Here is a 17,237-nt window from a genome sequence, read left to right as displayed (position 1 = left end):
TTTGCTTTTTATTACATAAAACTCACCATATAAATAATATTTTCATTATCATTCCATTTTAATTACAATCTTACCTCTAACATGCTGACCTTCACTCAAATTATGAGCTTCTCTAATCCCTTCCTCACTAAACGGCATAACTTTACTTATAATTGGTTTTACTTTTCCATGTACAATTAAATCTGATAATGCTTCTAATTGTTTTCCGCTTGGTTTTAGCCATAAAAAACCTGATTTTATCTCTTTTACTTTTTGAATTGGTTCATGGACAATCGAAACTAATACACCACCAGGTTTTAAAATCTGAAAGCTTTTTTCTTGTACTTCCCCACCTATTGTATCTAATACAATATCAAAATCTGATAGTAATTCTTCAAATTTATCTTTTTTATAATTAATAACGAGATCTGCCCCTAAAGACTTTAAAAACTCTTCATTTTTACTACTGGCAGTTGTCGCAACAAAAGCTCCAAATGATTTTGCGATTTGGATTGCCAAACTTCCAACTCCACCAGCTCCAGCATGAATAAGTACTCGGTCATGTTCTTTTATTTTTGCGTAATCTACAAGACTTTGCCATGCAGTAAGTCCTGCAAGAGGAATAGAAGCTGCCTCTTCAAAACTCAGATTTGTAGGCATATAGGATACTAAATCCGATTTTACTGTAATGAATTCAGCATAAGAGCCCTGCCCTATATTTTCAGGTTTCGTATACACCTTATCTCCTATTTTGAAACATTCTATCTCTTCCCCAACTTCTTCAATAACTCCCGCTACATCTAGCCCTAAAATGATTGGAAATGAAAAACGCAACTGTTCTTGTAAGTCTCCTTTTCTTATTTTCCAATCAACAGGATTAATAGATGTTGCGAGAATACGTATTAATACCTCATTATTCTTAACAACTGGTTTTAAAACTTGTGTTTCTTTTAATTCTTCAACACTACCATATTGATCTATAACAATTGCTTTCATTTCCTCTCCTCCTTACTGTTTATTTTAATAACATACAAATATTTCTCAAAATTTTTTTCCTTAAATTATCATAAACTTATTTTTGGGGGGAATTATGCAAGAAACATAGAAAATCTTACACACACCTTAGAGTCATTCAAAATTGTGTTTTTAATTACATTCAAAAGAAATGGAGAGAACTCTATGACTGAAAAGATATTTAAAATAAACGGGATTGATATATGTACAGAAAGCTTTGGAAACCCTAAAAATCCAGCTATTTTATTAATTATGGGTGCTACGTGTTCAATGGTTTATTGGGATGAAGAATTTTGTGAACAGTTGGCGAATAGCGGGGCATTTGTTATTCGTTTTGATAACCGTGATGTGGGGCGCTCCGTCGCATATGAACCTGGAACTTCTAATTATTCCGTTACGGATATGGCTGAAGATGCAATTGGGGTACTTGATGCTTATCATATTGATCAAGCGCATCTATTCGGGATGTCTTTAGGGGGTATGATCGCTCAAATTGCTGCTGTAAAACATCCCGAAAGAATTTTATCGTTAACATTATTAGCTACAAGTATAATAGGCTCTGACGATAACACGCGCGATTTACCTCCGATGGATGAAAGAATTTTAACACATCACGCAAATGGCACGCATTTAGATTGGACAAATGAAAATGTTGTAGCAGAATATTTAGTTTCAGGGTCCCGTCTATTATGCGGGTCCAAACGCACATTTGATGAAAAAAGAGTCTATAATCAAGTAAAACAAGAAATTGAACGAGCTAACAATTTATTAAGCATGTTTAATCACGCTTTACTTCAAGGCGATGATGCATATGAAGGGGTGCTTCACTCCATACAAGCACCTACATTAGTCATTCACGGAACAGACGATACCGCACTCCCTTTTGAACATGGTCTCGCACTTATCGACGAGATTCCTAACTCAGCTCTATTAACTCTTGAAGGCGCCGGACATGAGATTCATCCTGATGACTGGGAAGACATCATTCATGCTGTTACTGAACATACAGCTAAAATAATAGAAAAATAATGAATAGGAGGGGCACGCCGCAATTTGTGTCCCCCTATCTTTACATGTAAAAAAGCCCATCACTGTATCCGTATGTATAGTGATGGGCAATGCTTATATTTTTCTATTTTCTATGTTTAAAAAAACGGACAATCTAATTGGTCAACAGCTTCCCATGATTTTTTTTTTATATTATCGGTGGATTTATTTGCTTCTAGTGGTACGCTTTTAAAAGGATTAACTTCTACTTTTAATAAAGATGATGGCTCCACGTATAACGAGAAAACATGGCTACTTGGTATAGCTTTTGACACATCAATATCTCCTACTTGTTTAAAAAGTTGCTGCGCTGCAAAGAAAAAGAAGTTGGTTGGATTTGATTGTTTATTCAGCCATGCAAGCATTTCAGGTGATACTGACTTATGAATATTAATTTTTACTCGGTCACCACGTTTATATCGCCTAGATCGCATACTTCCACCAACTAACTTATTGTTAAGTTTGTAAATCCTAACTCTTTTTGCTTATGCTCTCTATATTTTGGCGAACAAGTGTAGACTAATAATCCACGTGCATTTGTAAATAATGGATTATCTACAAAGATTACATTTGTTAAACGCCCTTTTTGTTTTAAAATCATTTTCAGGCTATTTTTTATGATAACTGCGCCCCCGCCATAAATAAATACATATGGATCGTCTTTCATATCATCAATTTTGTTAATAATATCCGTTGCAACACGCGCTGCTAAACCTAATAGTGCTGGTTGTGATTCCTCAACTAATAATGCATTTCTAGGGTGTTTATCATTTAAATAAATTTGATTGAATTCTGTAATACTATCAATTGTCTTTGTTGGATACTTCCGGTTCCATCTCGTAATAATTTGTAGTAACGTTTCTTTCACACCGTACGATAAACCCTTACTTAGTTGTGGTCTAAAGTTTACACCTAGTGAAACGACTTCTTCTGTTGTCCCTGCACCAATATCAAAAGATAATAATGTTTTATCAACAAAATCAATTTCTGACACTTTATTTTGTTCACATTCTATTTTATGTTTTACAACATTTCCTTCTTCATCATATACAATGCCCCACGTCCCAGAAGCACCTTCAGGTAGGCATTTACAATATTCGATGGAAATATTAATTGTAACATCACGTCCGTTTGGATAATGGAACACAACCTTATGATTCCCCATATAACGTTTCGCATTTTCCGCAGCTATTTCTTGTGTAATAAGCTGCATAGGGAGAGCAACAGATAAATCATAACGAATGTTAATATGACTAGAAGTTGGACTTTGACGCATAGCACTTACCGCTAAACCAGATAGAATCGTAATAACCATTAACTCATCAGTTGACTTATTCGATTTCTTCTCAACTTCAGTACCTTTTAATTGATCTTGAATGACTTTTTCTCCAACGATATACCGCACATTATTTAACATTAACGATGGAGAACTAATGGTCACGTCAATGTGATTTTCTAATTCAGATAATGAAACATCTCCCTCATCTAACAATCCTGTAGGCTCTCCTATATATAAAGCATATATACTCGGAATAAAAATAGGATCTTGCCCTTTCACCATTAACTTCAAACCGTTATTTCCTGCATCAGCACCAGCTTTTAAAAGAATAGACATAACTACCCCCTAAATTAATCTGACATCCCTTCCAAATATATGCGAGCCCATTCTTTTACATTCAAATGTAATGTAATTTTTTATTAATCGCAAAAACAAAACATTATATTATTACACCTTTCATGTAAAAAATATTTGACATGAAGGTTTTCCAATTTTACACTATATATGTAAAGAGTTTTTTACAATTATGGAGGTGCTATTTCTAAATTGAATCATAAAAAATTTATTTTCATGATTATCGTTTTATCATTACTTGGAGTGCTTATACATGGAGTTTATAAATACATCACTGAAGGTGAAATTTTAGGTGGCACAATTTTCACTAGCGCTATAATAATTAGCTACCTTATCAATCATATTACATGGGGAGATCCCCACGGTGTATCAGAAGAAAGTCAGGATGAAATGGGACAACAAATTACATATAAAAGCTCTAAAATTGCATATTTTACGCTCGTAGTTGTAATGTTCCTTATATTACTCTTCTCTGAAGGGTTTTCTATGGGAGCTAATTTAAATGGGGTTAAAAACTTCCCTCTTTTTATTGCACTGTGCTCTTCATTCTTTATTTATCCTGTTGTCGAACTTATAGTCGCAAAACAATATAAATAAAAAGATGAGATTTTCTATATACAGAAAATCTCATCTTTTTATATTTACATCCCTTCTACTATCGCTTTTAATTTATTCACAGTCCGCCAATTCCTTATCGTAGCTGGTGTATGTAACTTCTGGAACTGATTCATTAATTTTGAATTTCGAATGCTATTTTGGAAAAATAAATACACAACTTTTTCATGTATATAACAATCTTCAGTCTCATTTTTTTGCATAAGTAGCTGATCTTTTTCTAATTCAGAAAGTTCATTTGCTAAGAAGGCAACATGTATACTTTCGCCTTCTCGCAATGAATTGACTTCATAGGGGCATCTTTTGGTAATGTTTATAAATTCCTCATGTGTTCTTAACATAACCGGAACATCAAAACCAAAAACGTTTTTAATTTCAGATTGTATTCGTTTGTTTAAAAAATCAATATCTCTTTCAGATTCGAACACGATATTACCACTTTGAATATATGTTTTTACTTGTTTTAGCCCTATTGATTCAAACGTTTGTTTTAAATCAGCCATTTTAATTATCTTATGACCGCCTACATTGATTCCTCTTAGTAGTGCAATATAAATTGTCATAGCAATCCTCCACATTTTAATGAACTGAACAATTGAATTGATTTTCCCCCTCATATTTCTCAAATATTTGTTTTAATTCCTCTAACATATCATGTATAGATAATACCTCAAATAAAATGATAGATTCACTGGAAAAATGATGATGATATTGATTCGGTTTACAATGTGCTAAATCATTTTTATAATTCCAAAATTGCTTGTCTAATTCATCAATCAGTTTAAAATGTTCCTCATCTATTTTATTACAATTATTTCTTAATATTGAAATTATAGAATGAATTGTTCGTCGTAAAATCTCTTTTTCATTTTGCGACCAGTCACATGTTTCAATTGGTGTTCGAGCTAAATTATCTATATGATAAATAATTTGCTGTAATAAATGAAGTTGCTTTTGTACAAGTAAAAAACTTCTCATTTCTTTTTTTGTATGTCGATGATATTTCCAATCTTTTTGCTCATATTGAACAAATTGTACCGCTTTATGTAATAATAAATTCACTTTAGATAGATTATGAGCTGTCTCTTTGGTTATCACTTTCCCTTCAATTAATGCATTAAGCCATTCCTCCATAATATGTGCCGTTTTAACAAATAGCTCCTCTGTACATCCCGAAATTGTTTTAACATAATGTGGTGGTAAGATGAAAAAATTCACTAAAGTAGACACTATAATACCAGTAGATGTAGTAGCTAATCGAATTAAAAATGCAGTAAAATAGTGATCTGCCGTAATTGGGATCATTGCAACAGCAGTTAATGTTGCAACTAACGTTCCCGCATGTAACTTTAGTTTTTGACATGTAACGATTGTAAACATCGCTGCTAACGCATAAGAAAGCGCCTGATGACCTAGGAAAAATGTGAAAGTCATTGCATATGCTGATCCAATTGTTGAAGCTGGAAAACGAATCAGTCCTTTTTTTATAGAATCCGTTGCAGTTGGCTCAATCGTTACAATTGCGGTGATAACAGCAAATATAGTTGGAATATTGAAAAATTCACAAACTAGAACTGTAAGAAAAACCGCAATTCCTGTTTTTATCACCCTTCCACCAATAATATTCCATTTTCTAACTTGATTCATTTTGTATTTCCTTCATTTCTATTTCAATTATTTATATATTATATATCTTTCTAAATAAAAAACTTACTACTTTTGTACAAGAGTAAGTTTTTTCTCGTTATTTTATGATAGGTAAATGCATTATGATTTGTTGACCAATTGGTCCCATTCTTCTAAAACCTTTGTCTTGGAAGCCAACTTTTTCATATAAATTTTGTGCAGGAATATTTTTTTCATTCACAGCAAGTACAACTTCATTTTTCATCGGAAAATAACATTGTACAAACTCTTGTAATAGTGCCAGTGATTTTTTAGCGTATCCCTTCCTTTGTCTATTGTGATTTATAGAAAATGAAGTTAAAAGTAAAGCGTTCTCATTTTTTGTGAACTCCTGCACTCTATCTCCTGTTTGCAATGCAAAAAGACCAACAGGTACCCCATTGTAATCTAAAATAACAATCACATTTTTTGTACGATCATTTTTTGCTTTTTTCAATAATTCAACTGGGTCCGATGTAAATTGAACTTGTTCACTTGGTAAAGTAAATGTTTGTATAACTTCCTTAAATTCCTCTTTATACGGAACTAATTGAATTTCCCCTGTATGTATGTTCATGATAAACTCTCCCATTTTTTACTTATTAACTTAAACCTTGCTGCACTTTAGAATGTACTTTGCCATCTAAAAATGTAATTTCAACTAATGCAGTTGGATTGCTTCCCTTCCAAGCAAAGATTTGCTTAATTTGTGTAGAATGTTCCACCCCTTCTTCTATGAGTAAATCCCCCTCAAAACCAATTAAATCTTTCACTTCTTTATAAGTCATTCCTTCATTTATATTGGAGAAATGATTTATATTGATAGATTCTTTCTTTTGATTTTCCATCACAGTAGAAGAAGTCGCTGTTTGCTTTTTTACTTCTTTCTTCTGTTCACACGCTGTCATACTGAAACCTAAGCATAAACTACATAATATTAATGTGCTTTTTTTCATCATAACAGTTGTCCCTCCCATAATAATTAAACCATATATTCCCTTGAAAATAAACTGAATATTTAATATTATATCGAAAAACCCTGTACAATTTAGTACAGGGTTACGGTTAAATTTATTTATTTAAATGATTATTTGATTGGTCATTCTGTTCTTTTCTCAGTTCTTGTTCTTCATCTTTTGGTAATTGTTTATCATTATCTTTTATTGGATTCGTTTCTCGATTTTCAATCATGTCATTTGGAACTTGTGGCATTACTCGGCCAACAATTGCTGCTAACTCATCCAGTATACCTTCACCTGTTTTTCCTTTTTTAATTTGCTTTCCAATTTGTTTCAGTCTTTCATACGTATCAACATCTGCTACAACGACTGCATTAGCACCATCAGGATCGTTTTTTAAGCTTTCTGCAACAGAGTATTTTATGGACTCAACACGTGTTCGATCTAGTTTCGCTTTTACATCAATTCCTACAATAGCATATTTCCCAACTACTACCGCTGTCGCATCATTTACACCTGGCACACTTGCCGCTAAAGATGCTAAATGGTCCGCTGCTTTTTCATTTGGCTTATTTGACTTATTTGTATAATTAACATTTTTCATTGAAACATTTTTTTGCTCGGGCTTTTCGTTTGGATTATCCTTTTTTCCAATACTGCATCCAGTTATTAATAAACAAACCATCAATAGGTATATTAAAATCTTCATTATTCTCACCACTTTACCATTCAAGTTTAATCATAAATTTTTTCAACAGCTTGCATTTTCTTCACTTTTTCTTCTGCTCCGCTATTTGCATTAATGAAAATTTGGTACGTATCTTTCCCTAAAGTACCTACAAATTCATAGCAAAGTACTTCGTTATGCAAATCGTTTACTACCATTGCTTTTCGCTCTTCCATTACCTTTACATCAGGGTTTATTTTCTTTCTTGCTTCTGCTGCAGTTAGCTTTGCCGAAGGGATTGTTCGTTTTTGGTGTGATGCTAAATATTCTTTCGCCGAAAATCCGACGATAGAACCGTCATCTAAAGCAATTTTCATTTGAATTGCTTCTGGATAAATTCGTACGCCATTCTCATTTACTACATACGTAAATACACCAACATTATCATATTGTGAGCTATCATAAAGCTCCATATTATGAAACTTATGGTCCTTTAAAAATTTCAAACCTTTACTTCCCGCATCGTTTAAACTAATTTTCTGTTCTTTAATTTCTCGATTATTCATAACCCAAATTGGATATCCGCCTTTCCCGGTAATATCCATATAAAACTCATTATTCGTTGCCTCATCTTTAATTTTCACACTATAGAAAGATTCTTTCGCACCTTTTCCGCTTTTCTCGACTTCTACCTTTTCATTTCCTTTTAAATTTAAAAACGATTTTGCAATTTTCGCCGCTTCATCTTTTGAAATTGCTTTTCCTCCTGCTTCAAATCCACCTTTTTTATTTTTTTGTGCACTTGTAAAGGTAGGTCCGAAGTTTGTAGAAGAATACGATGTTACATTTTTTTCTACTGTCTTTAATCCGTCAATAATTGTATTGTCTGCAGGATCACGATTTGATGCGAGTGCCATCTCGACATCCATCCAGCGTAAATTGTTTTTCAAAACAAGATGTTGCACTTTTCTTAGTTCATCTTGTATATTTCCTGCATTGGAATATAAAGTTTGCAACGTTTTGTATTCTTGATCATTTAACGGCTCTTTTTCTAAATCACGAATGGCTGCACGGTAACTAAAATCACCGATATTCGCTAAAAATTCTTCCGTTTTATTAAAAGGCATTAATGTTAAAGGAAGTTGTCCTACATCCGAACGAGCTTCCGATGTTAATCTCCATACATCTGCTAATGCAGGCGATAAAGATGCGCGCGAATTCATCGCAAGCGTTGTTCCAATTTTATCGTGCAATAAATCAACCTCATACGCTAAATCATGAAACGCACGTTGATAGCTATTTTCTGCCCGAATTAATACTGCATTCTTCTCTTGATGCTCTTTATAGCCCCAGTATCCTGTCCCGACTACACCAACTGTTAATAATACGATTATAATACCTCGTAACATAGTTCCACCTCCGCTCTATTTACAGAAAATATGTTTCCCGATCTTTTTAATTTGTGGACGAGTCCAAATCCATTTACTTGTTGCAGTATCTGGATTGAAATAATACAATGCGTTTCCTGTTGGATCCCATCCATTAATTGCATCTAATACAGCTTTCTTCGCTGTTTCATTTGGCGTTAAATATATTTGTCCGTCTGCTACCGCTGTAAATGCTCTTGGCTCAAAAATCACACCCGAAACAGTATTTGGAAATGATGCACTTGTAACACGATTTAAAATAACTGCAGCGACTGCAACTTGTCCTAAGTACGGCTCACCACGAGATTCTCCATATACTGCGTTTGCCATAAGCTGAATGTCATTTTGGGAATAACCATTTGGAACATTTGTCCCTTTATTTTGAGGTGGTTTATTTTCTTGTGCTGTACCACCACTATTTCCTTTATTCGTTGTCGTTCCTTTATTAGCAGTTGACTTATCATACTTCGTTGCCTTCACGAGCATTTGCTTCGTTTTAGCTCCGGCTAAACCATCAACAGGTAAACCGAATTTCTCTTGAAAATTTCGAAGTGCCCAGTATGTACCCCAGCCGAAAACACCATCCACTTTTCCTGTATAAAACCCGTTATATTTCAAACGAGATTGCAGTTCAATGACATCTTCGCCAGATGCTCCCCTTTGAATGACCTGATTAGAAAAGGCTTCTACATTTTTTAGTTGTATACTACTGACCATGAAAGACAGTCCTATGAACGCAAGCAAAACTGCTATTTTAAAAATAGCTTTTTGGCGCATAATTTTCCCTCCTTAATTACGGAAATGATTTCTTGGTTATGTTTTGTAAAAGCCTCGCTTTTATGTAAAGAAGACAAAAAAATCCAAACTAATATCGTTGAAAAAATATGTAAACAATATAAAGTGAGACTTTAATCAGTGGGGGTTTTGTTCATCCCCACTGATTATTAGTTGAACCAATCGAACTTTTATGAGCAGCCCGACCCCCACCTAATTTCTTTACTTTCGCTGAATTTTGAGATGGGGGGGCTTACTGCCCATTAAAGTGGGATAAAAAAGGATAAAAGGAGTTCATCGTGAAGAAATTGTTAAAGCGTGTCGCATTCGTCCTTCTGTTCCTAATAACATGTTCAAATGTATATACAGGCTCATCAATTGTTCATGCTCAGCCACCTTATGCGAAATGGGGTAAACTTGCTGTAGAGAAAACGAAAGAACAATACCCAAAAGCGGAGATTATTGATTACCTTCATATAGGTAGAAAACCAAAAACCGTTCAAATAACAATTGAAAAATTTAAATTGTGGCTACGTGAGGATGGAAAAGAATATGGTGTTTTTGTTGATGTAGAGTTTGAAACGAAGACGGAGAAATTTATTAAAATGTCGTTTCAGAAAACGAGTAGATAAAGTGAAACTTTAATCAGTGGGGGTTTTCTTCATCCCCCACTGATTATTAGTTGAACCAATCGGGCTTTTACGGGCAGTTGAGATCCCCACCTAACTTCTTTGCTTTCGCTGAATTTTGAGGAGGGGGTCTTACTGCCCGTTAATGCGGGATAAAACGAAAAAAACCCGGCTGTTATGAATTTAAACAGCCGGGTTTCTTTCATTTCTAAAATTTCGATTCCCTAAAAATCTTACCAATATACAAATAGCACCAATTACAACTGCTATTCCTATACTGTATAAAAGTACTCTACCATATCCACTTATTCTCGGATCTAAAAACGGATAAGGATACCAATTCACGATTGGACCACGTATTAAGCTATATAGAACGTAAAAAAACGGGAATAAGAGCCAACTTGCGGCTTGTTTCCAAGTGATTTTCTTATTTGGTGGATTTAATATCCAATCTAAAATCATGGCAATTGGCATGATATAATGTAACACCGTATTTACCCATGGTATTGCGGTTTGAAGTGATTCTTCTAACCCTCTTAATAATAAAAAATAAATGAGTCCAGTCGTAAGTATGTATACAGCCGCTGCACCACGAAGTACACCAAACTGTTCTGATCGACCAAATGTAGCTGTTCCGATACTACTTAAAAGGAGAATACATGCAACTAAAATGTTACTTTCGATAGTGAAGAAACTGAAAAAATTAACTGGATTGAACGGTTTCACTTGTGCCCGTATTATAAATTGCGTAATGATTGCACTAAATGCTAGAAGGCTTAAACATAGTCTAAATAAAGATAATGTTTTTACATCCCCCATACAGTCCCTCCTCTTCTTATACAAACTTATAATTCTCCTGTACATGCTCAATAAATAACTTTAATGGAACGAGCCCACGTTTAGGCATATGACTACTAATTACAGCAACCACCTCTAACTGCGGAATGACAACGATGTATTGCCCGCCGTATCCCATAGCAAAGTACATACAATACGGTATGTGAAATCTTTCGTTATTCAATACCCACCAGTGATATCCATATGCCCCGACATGTTCATACGTTTCAAATAGAGGTGTACTTGATTCTTCTAACCATTTCGATGATACAATTTCATTCCCCTGCCAAATTCCATTCTGCAAACATAATATTCCGAGTTTTAATAAATCTTTAGATTTCATTTTCATACCGAAACCACCAACATATATTCCCTGGGAATCTTGTTGCCACTCATATTCTGTAATCTCTAACGGATTAAATAAGTACCTTTTCGCAAACTGTTCTGTCGGCATTCCAGTAGCTTTTTGGATAATGTAACTAAGTAAATGCGAAGACCCTGAGTTATAATTCATTTTTGTAGCCGGTTCTTCAATTATTGGTTTTTCTAATATATATTGCACCCAGTTCGCTGATTCTACAAAGTCATTCGGGAATACTACTCCATTTCCAAACTCTTTCCACTCCTCACCAGTAGTCATTGTTAATAAGTGATAAAGCGTCAAATCATGTTTTCCCTCAGGTACATTTTCAATCCACTCTGTAATAGGTGTATGTATATCATTTATATAGCCTTTATCAATTGCAATACCAATTAATAAAGATACTATACTTTTTGTAATCGAATTTATTTTATATAAGTTATTTGTACATTCGGGTGTTTTATAATACTCGGTTGTTAATTCTCCTTTTTGATAAACAAGAAATGTATTCACTTTTTTCTTTTCAAATTTATTTTCTAGCTGCTTGAAATTCAAAACTTTACCTCCGTTTAAAAAATCACTTCATTTATTATATCTTGTAGCTTCTATTAAAACATAATTGAGTTCAAATAAAAAAACAAACCTGTCAGTTTAGCTGACAGGTTTGTTTCTATAATTTCGTACGAACATTCCAAAGCTCTGGGAAGAATCGTTGATCAAGTACTCGTTTTAAATAAGATACACCTGAAGATCCACCTGTTCCCATTTTATGTCCGATAATTCGTTCTACCGTTTTCATATGACGGAAACGCCATTGTTGTAGCCAATCTTCAATATCAATCAATTTTTCAGCAAGCTGATATAAGTTCCAATACTTTTTCACATCGGCATACACTTCAAGCCATGCCGCTTCTACCGTGGCATCTTCTTCATAAGGCAGCGTAATATCGCGATTTAACACATCTTTATGAATAGGGAATCCTTCTTTTACAAGTGCTTGAATTGCGACATCATACAAACTTGGTGCATGTAGCGCCGTATGAAGTCGAGCGTGTAATTCTGGATCTTTTTCATAAATTTTTAATGCATGCGGCGTTTTATAACCAAGCGCATACTCAATCATACGATATTGATACGATTGAAAACCTGAAGCTTGACCGAGCGAGTCACGAAACTCAATATACTCGGATGGTGTTAATGTCGCAAGAATATCCCAAGATTGAATAATTTGCGACTGAATTTTTGATACACGCGCTAACATTTTAAAAGCTGGTTGTAATTTATCTTGTTTAATAGATTCAATTGCTGCATGTAATTCATGTAAAATAAGCTTCATCCAAAGCTCACTTGCTTGGTGAATAACGATGAACAACATTTCATCATGGTGATCTGATAATCTCTTTTGAGAAGATAGTAAACTATCTAATTGTAAATATTCCCCATACGTCATATTCTCTTTAAAATCCGTATGAATTCCTTTTTCCATAATTATCTTTTCGTTTTCTTTCATATTAGCCAAACGCCCCTTTTATATATTTCTACTTATATTGGTCTAATAACTGCTCGAACTGGACTTCCATCTGCATCTGTTAAGGCAAGTGGTAATGCAATCAATTCATAATCGCCGTCTGCTACGTGATCTAGTACGACATTTTCTAAAATGTGTATGCCATGTTTAAACAATTGATGATGCGCTTCTAATTCTTTATCATCTAATGGATCAACTGACGGTACATCCACCCCGATTAAACGTATACCTTTCTCTGAAAGAAACGGTGCTATATCTGCATGTAAATGCGGGATTACATTTGGGAATTCATTCACTTTACCATGTGAAGATGTGCGTAATAACAACCGTTCTACTCCTTCTAAATGAAAGTTTTCTAATTCTTTTTTCCCGATGCTTTCAAGATTAGAAACGTCAATGATTCGTACTGGGCCGACATAAACTTGAATATCTAAATCTATTACTTTCTTTCCTTCATTATCAAAATGAAACGGCGCATCAATATGAGTACCTGTATGAATACTCATCGTTAATTTTCCAACATTTACTGAGCCACTCTCTTCTTTCGGCCATGATACTTCATACGAGAACGGTGTGTCCCCTGGCCAAGTAGCAATATCATTATTTAGCGGTTGTGAAATATCAATCCACTCTGATGTTTTCATACCTATGCCACAACCTCTCTCTTATTTTCAAACTGTTTATATTCTTCATCTTTCATGATTTTCTTTAATATTTGTACAGATTTCCACACTTCTTCGTATGTGTTATATAAAGCGACTGGCGCAAGTCTTACTCCATTAGGTGCACGGAAATCAGGGATAACTCCATTTGCTTTTAACGCTTTACATATGCGTGCTGCTTCTGCATGCTCTAAATAAATATGCCCGCCTCGTTTTTCATCCTCTAATGGATTTCCAATTGTAAATTCAAAATCACTTAATTCATGAGCAATTAAATTAAGCATGTATCTTGTAATATGTAAAGATTTTTCACGTAAACGTTCTATACCAGCCTCTTTAAAAATTTCAAGAGAACCGATTAACGGCGCTGTACTTAATACGTGAGGGGTACCAATTTGATATGCACCTGCATGATCAGCAGCTGTTAATGTATGTTCCATATCAAACTGCTTATCTTTTCTAGAGCTGAACCATCCAGACAATCCTGGAAGTCTATTACAATGCTTTTTATTTACATAAAGACCAGCAACACCACCAGGTCCTGCATTTAAGTATTTATAATTACACCAAATAGCGAAATCAACATCCCATTCTTTGAAATGATGCGGAATAGAACCAATCGAATGACATAAATCAAATCCGATATGAATACCACGCTTATGTGCTTCCGCTGTTAAACGTTTCATATCAAGAACTTGGCCACTTCTATATAGTACAGAAGGTAATAAAATTAACGCGATATCATCTGTCATTGCATGAATAATATCATCTTCAGAAAGTGTTCTACCATCTCGGCTCTTCACTCGTACTAAATGCTCATCTGGATCTAATCCTTTTAAACGAATTTGACTTTGAAGTGCATATATATCGGACGGGAATGTCAACTCATCCGCAAGAATTTTTGTGCGAATTCCTTTCGGCTCATAGAAAGTTGCGATTACTTGATGAATATTCGTTGTCGTGGAACCGGTTACAATAGTTTCTTCTGGTAAAGCTCCAATAAGAGGCGCAGTCAATTCACCTAATTTCTCCGAAAGGAAAAACCACGGATGCTCACCCTCGGTCCAGCCGTCAATACCGTACTCTTTCCATGAATCTAGCAAAGTAAGTAATGATTTTTCTGCTCTTTTTGAAAGTAGCCCTAATGAGTTTCCATCTAAATATATTGTTCCTTCTTTTTTATAAAATTCAGTTTGAAAATCTTTCAGTTCATCATGTTTATCACATTCAAGCGCATACTCATAAGTTGGTTGAAATGGTTCTGTATACATGGTGTCACCTTCTCTTAATTTTCTTTTTATTCTAACTAATTGAAATATATCACCTTAGTTGATATAACGTCAATGATATTATGTCAGTTGACTTTATATATGAATTTCTTTTACAATACAGTTGTATTTTCAGATATTTCAGTATAAAGAGGTGATTCTTTGAAAAACACTACTCTTTCATCAAGAAAACACCGCTCCTTAGAAACTAAAAAGAAACTTTTACATTCCGGATACATTGTTTTTATTAATAACGGATTTCAGAAAACAACCATTACGCAAATTATTAAACATGCAGAAACTGGTTATGGAACGGCATATGTATACTTCAAAAACAAAGATGATCTCCTCACCGTTCTAATGGAAGATGTTATGAATCAATTTTATGATATTGCTGAGCGCTCTTTTTCCCCTCAAACAAAAGAAGAAGCACGTAATATGATTCAAAACCAAGTGAGGGCATTCCTCCAACTAGCAGAGAAAGAACGAGCTATTTTACAAGTTGTAGAAGAAGCAATCGGGCTATCAAAAGAGATACGTCAAAAATGGGATGAGATTCGAGAACGATTTATAAACAGCATTACGCAAGATATTACATACTCTCAAGAAAATGGGTTAGCGCATCCTGAATTAAATAAAGAAACTGTAGCACGTGCTTGGTTCGCAATGAATGAGATGTTTCTTTGGACGATTGTGAAAAATGATAAAAAATTAGAGTTAGAAGAGATAGTACATACATTGACGGAAATGTATACAACGGGGTTATATAAATAGCACACCTTCAATAAATAAGGTGTGTTATTTTACATCTATAAAAATATTTTATCTGGGTATGGTAGTGCTAAAGGAGGCTTTTCAGATAATGAGAAATATTGTAGTTTTAAAGATTCACCATCTATTGATTTCAGTTTTCCACTAGTAATTTCACATTCAAACACAACAACAATATATTCTACTTGATCGCCATTCGGATATGTATGGCGATACTCTTCTCCTCCAAACACCCCTTTTTGTTTTTTTACTTGCACTTTCAATCCTGTTTCTTCCCACACTTCACGAACTACTGCTTCTTCTGGAGTTTCTCCAGGCTCAATTGCTCCAGCTGGCAAACTCCAGTATTCCCCGCCAGGATATTGAAATAAAATATCTTCTTGCTCATTTTTTATAACCGCAGCTACACTCGGCATAAAAATTAGTTCATGGCCTAATTTCTCCCGGATTTTTTTATAATATAGCGACATAGACATATAATTCTCTCCCACTCCATTAATAAATACCTGTATTTTCTGATATCTATTGTATAATAATACCAAAAACGATTTCTATATAGAAAGGATCAGAAAATGTCTCAAGAAAAACTAGTAAATAAATTTCTATCATTTTTAGGTACTACAAATCAACCTACTAGCTTAAAGTTTTTAAATGAGCTTATTAAAGCTCATCAAGAAAAAATAAAGTGGGAAACTCTTACTAAAATAATTGACTGGGAAAAAGGTAATGAAACAGGTAATTATTTCCCTTCCATTGATACATACATAAACCGTATTACTACAAAAGGTCTGGGGGGTACTTGTTGGACGCACTCAATTGGATTTCATTGGTTATTATCAAACCTTGGTTTTGACGTTCATTATTTGTATATGAATCCCGGACATTTATGCTTACGCGTTAACTTAGAGCAGCCTTACTATGTTGATGTTGGTTACTGTGCACCTTTATTCCAAGCTTATCCACTTTATGAATCATTTCAAGTAAGTAATGTAAGGGAAACTTTTACTTATGAAGTCTCAAATAATAAGATTGAAATTACTAGAAATCCAGGTCCAGCAAAAATCTTACATACAGAGCCAATAGATTTATCAAGTATGAAAGAACTCATTACAAAGTCTAACGATTGGCATACATCTCCTGTATTAAAGAAAATTCAGATTTTCGGTTATATCGATGGTATTCCAACTTCTATTAATGATAATGTTTTAAAACAATATTTCCAAGATAAGAAAAGAGAACAAAGCCTTACATCTTCTGAACTTAATTATTGGATAACAGAAAGATTTTGTATTGATAAAGAAATATATGAAAGAGCTATTGAGGTTTTCAATAAAAAATCTTTAAACAGTAAAAGCGTTACTCCTGAGATTGAGTAACGCTTTTACCTTCATACATATCTTT

General features: G+C 34.1%; 21 protein-coding genes. 5 read left to right on the top strand and 16 right to left on the bottom strand.

The features are described from left to right. Positions 1 to 48: 48 nt before the first annotated feature. Positions 49 to 975, bottom strand: a complete 927-nt coding sequence (locus LMD38_RS13355; protein WP_016717649.1) for an NADP-dependent oxidoreductase — start codon at positions 973 to 975, stop codon at positions 49 to 51. Between the two features lie 183 nt (positions 976 to 1,158). Here LMD38_RS13355 and LMD38_RS13350 point away from each other — a divergent pair, with 183 nt between their 5' ends. After that, positions 1,159 to 2,022, top strand: a complete 864-nt coding sequence (locus tag LMD38_RS13350; protein ID WP_016717650.1) for a BCA family alpha/beta fold macrolide esterase — start codon at positions 1,159 to 1,161, stop codon at positions 2,020 to 2,022. Positions 2,023 to 2,138: 116 nt separating this feature from the next. Here the strand turns inward: LMD38_RS13350 and LMD38_RS13345 are convergent, their stop codons facing one another. Both LMD38_RS13345 and LMD38_RS13340 read right to left on the bottom strand, forming a co-directional pair. Continuing rightward, complete coding sequence (locus LMD38_RS13345; protein WP_029438566.1) at positions 2,139 to 2,474, bottom strand: hypothetical protein; 336 nt, start codon at positions 2,472 to 2,474, stop codon at positions 2,139 to 2,141. Between the two features lie 11 nt (positions 2,475 to 2,485). Next, the gene (locus tag LMD38_RS13340; RefSeq protein ID WP_000025611.1) at positions 2,486 to 3,655 is read right to left on the bottom strand and encodes a ParM/StbA family protein; all 1,170 of its coding nucleotides are present in this window, start codon (positions 3,653 to 3,655) and stop codon (positions 2,486 to 2,488) included. 210 nt (positions 3,656 to 3,865) lie between these two features. Between LMD38_RS13340 and LMD38_RS13335 the strand changes: the two genes are divergently transcribed. Next, on the top strand, positions 3,866 to 4,270 hold the full coding sequence (locus LMD38_RS13335) for a DUF2178 domain-containing protein (RefSeq protein WP_062821649.1): 405 nt from the start codon (positions 3,866 to 3,868) through the stop codon (positions 4,268 to 4,270). 44 nt (positions 4,271 to 4,314) lie between these two features. On the opposite strand, the gene LMD38_RS13330 is transcribed toward LMD38_RS13335, so the two are convergent. The 7 genes from LMD38_RS13330 to sleB all read right to left on the bottom strand — a co-directional run bounded on the left by LMD38_RS13330 (position 4,315) and on the right by sleB (position 9,783). Further along, positions 4,315 to 4,851 carry a DUF1697 domain-containing protein gene (locus LMD38_RS13330; protein WP_062821648.1) on the bottom strand — a complete coding sequence of 179 codons (537 nt, stop codon included), beginning with the start codon at positions 4,849 to 4,851 and terminating at the stop codon, positions 4,315 to 4,317. 16 nt (positions 4,852 to 4,867) lie between these two features. Then, positions 4,868 to 5,935, bottom strand: a complete 1,068-nt coding sequence (locus LMD38_RS13325; protein WP_062821647.1) for an aromatic acid exporter family protein — start codon at positions 5,933 to 5,935, stop codon at positions 4,868 to 4,870. Between the two features lie 97 nt (positions 5,936 to 6,032). Continuing rightward, positions 6,033 to 6,530, bottom strand: coding sequence for a GNAT family N-acetyltransferase (locus LMD38_RS13320; RefSeq protein WP_016717654.1), 498 nt, complete (start codon positions 6,528 to 6,530; stop codon positions 6,033 to 6,035). A gap of 25 nt (positions 6,531 to 6,555) precedes the next feature. Continuing rightward, positions 6,556 to 6,912 carry a lipoprotein gene (locus tag LMD38_RS13315; protein ID WP_000976539.1) on the bottom strand — a complete coding sequence of 119 codons (357 nt, stop codon included), beginning with the start codon at positions 6,910 to 6,912 and terminating at the stop codon, positions 6,556 to 6,558. A 112-nt stretch (positions 6,913 to 7,024) separates the two neighbouring features. After that, positions 7,025 to 7,621, bottom strand: coding sequence for a YhcN/YlaJ family sporulation lipoprotein (locus LMD38_RS13310; RefSeq protein WP_000697993.1), 597 nt, complete (start codon positions 7,619 to 7,621; stop codon positions 7,025 to 7,027). A gap of 26 nt (positions 7,622 to 7,647) precedes the next feature. Further along, entirely contained in the window at positions 7,648 to 8,988 is a 1,341-nt protein-coding gene (ypeB, locus tag LMD38_RS13305; RefSeq protein WP_000943716.1) for a germination protein YpeB, read from the bottom strand. Positions 8,989 to 9,003: 15 nt separating this feature from the next. Then, positions 9,004 to 9,783 (bottom strand): spore cortex-lytic enzyme, encoded by a 780-nt coding sequence (sleB, locus tag LMD38_RS13300; protein ID WP_001249040.1) that lies wholly within the window; start codon positions 9,781 to 9,783, stop codon positions 9,004 to 9,006. 296 nt (positions 9,784 to 10,079) lie between these two features. On the opposite strand from sleB, the gene LMD38_RS13295 reads away from it, so the two are divergent. Beyond that, complete coding sequence (locus LMD38_RS13295) at positions 10,080 to 10,412, top strand: DUF3889 domain-containing protein (RefSeq protein ID WP_016717655.1); 333 nt, start codon at positions 10,080 to 10,082, stop codon at positions 10,410 to 10,412. A gap of 180 nt (positions 10,413 to 10,592) precedes the next feature. Here the strand turns inward: LMD38_RS13295 and LMD38_RS13290 are convergent, their stop codons facing one another. The 5 genes from LMD38_RS13290 to kynU form a co-directional block, all read right to left on the bottom strand. Continuing rightward, positions 10,593 to 11,228, bottom strand: a complete 636-nt coding sequence (locus LMD38_RS13290; protein ID WP_016717656.1) for a Pr6Pr family membrane protein — start codon at positions 11,226 to 11,228, stop codon at positions 10,593 to 10,595. A gap of 16 nt (positions 11,229 to 11,244) precedes the next feature. Beyond that, positions 11,245 to 12,162 carry a serine hydrolase domain-containing protein gene (locus LMD38_RS13285; RefSeq protein ID WP_001009748.1) on the bottom strand — a complete coding sequence of 306 codons (918 nt, stop codon included), beginning with the start codon at positions 12,160 to 12,162 and terminating at the stop codon, positions 11,245 to 11,247. A gap of 115 nt (positions 12,163 to 12,277) precedes the next feature. Continuing rightward, on the bottom strand, positions 12,278 to 13,117 hold the full coding sequence (kynA, locus tag LMD38_RS13280) for a tryptophan 2,3-dioxygenase (RefSeq protein ID WP_000661934.1): 840 nt from the start codon (positions 13,115 to 13,117) through the stop codon (positions 12,278 to 12,280). Between the two features lie 32 nt (positions 13,118 to 13,149). After that, positions 13,150 to 13,779 carry an arylformamidase gene (gene kynB, locus LMD38_RS13275; protein WP_062821646.1) on the bottom strand — a complete coding sequence of 210 codons (630 nt, stop codon included), beginning with the start codon at positions 13,777 to 13,779 and terminating at the stop codon, positions 13,150 to 13,152. 2 nt (positions 13,780 to 13,781) lie between these two features. Further along, on the bottom strand, positions 13,782 to 15,068 hold the full coding sequence (kynU, locus tag LMD38_RS13270) for a kynureninase (protein WP_062821645.1): 1,287 nt from the start codon (positions 15,066 to 15,068) through the stop codon (positions 13,782 to 13,784). A gap of 159 nt (positions 15,069 to 15,227) precedes the next feature. Here kynU and LMD38_RS13265 point away from each other — a divergent pair, with 159 nt between their 5' ends. Continuing rightward, complete coding sequence (locus LMD38_RS13265; protein WP_016717658.1) at positions 15,228 to 15,839, top strand: TetR/AcrR family transcriptional regulator; 612 nt, start codon at positions 15,228 to 15,230, stop codon at positions 15,837 to 15,839. Positions 15,840 to 15,874: 35 nt separating this feature from the next. On the opposite strand, the gene LMD38_RS13260 is transcribed toward LMD38_RS13265, so the two are convergent. Then, positions 15,875 to 16,312 carry an NUDIX hydrolase gene (locus LMD38_RS13260; RefSeq protein ID WP_000062910.1) on the bottom strand — a complete coding sequence of 146 codons (438 nt, stop codon included), beginning with the start codon at positions 16,310 to 16,312 and terminating at the stop codon, positions 15,875 to 15,877. Between the two features lie 96 nt (positions 16,313 to 16,408). Here LMD38_RS13260 and LMD38_RS13255 point away from each other — a divergent pair, with 96 nt between their 5' ends. Beyond that, positions 16,409 to 17,212, top strand: a complete 804-nt coding sequence (locus LMD38_RS13255; RefSeq protein ID WP_016717659.1) for an arylamine N-acetyltransferase — start codon at positions 16,409 to 16,411, stop codon at positions 17,210 to 17,212. The last annotated feature ends 25 nt before the right edge of the window (positions 17,213 to 17,237 follow it).

Source organism: Bacillus pacificus (assembly GCF_020861345.1).
GTDB classification, from domain to species: domain Bacteria; phylum Bacillota; class Bacilli; order Bacillales; family Bacillaceae_G; genus Bacillus_A; species Bacillus_A pacificus.
The sequence above is the reverse complement of the archived record's forward strand: the minus strand, read 5'-3'. Positions and strand labels throughout refer to the sequence as shown.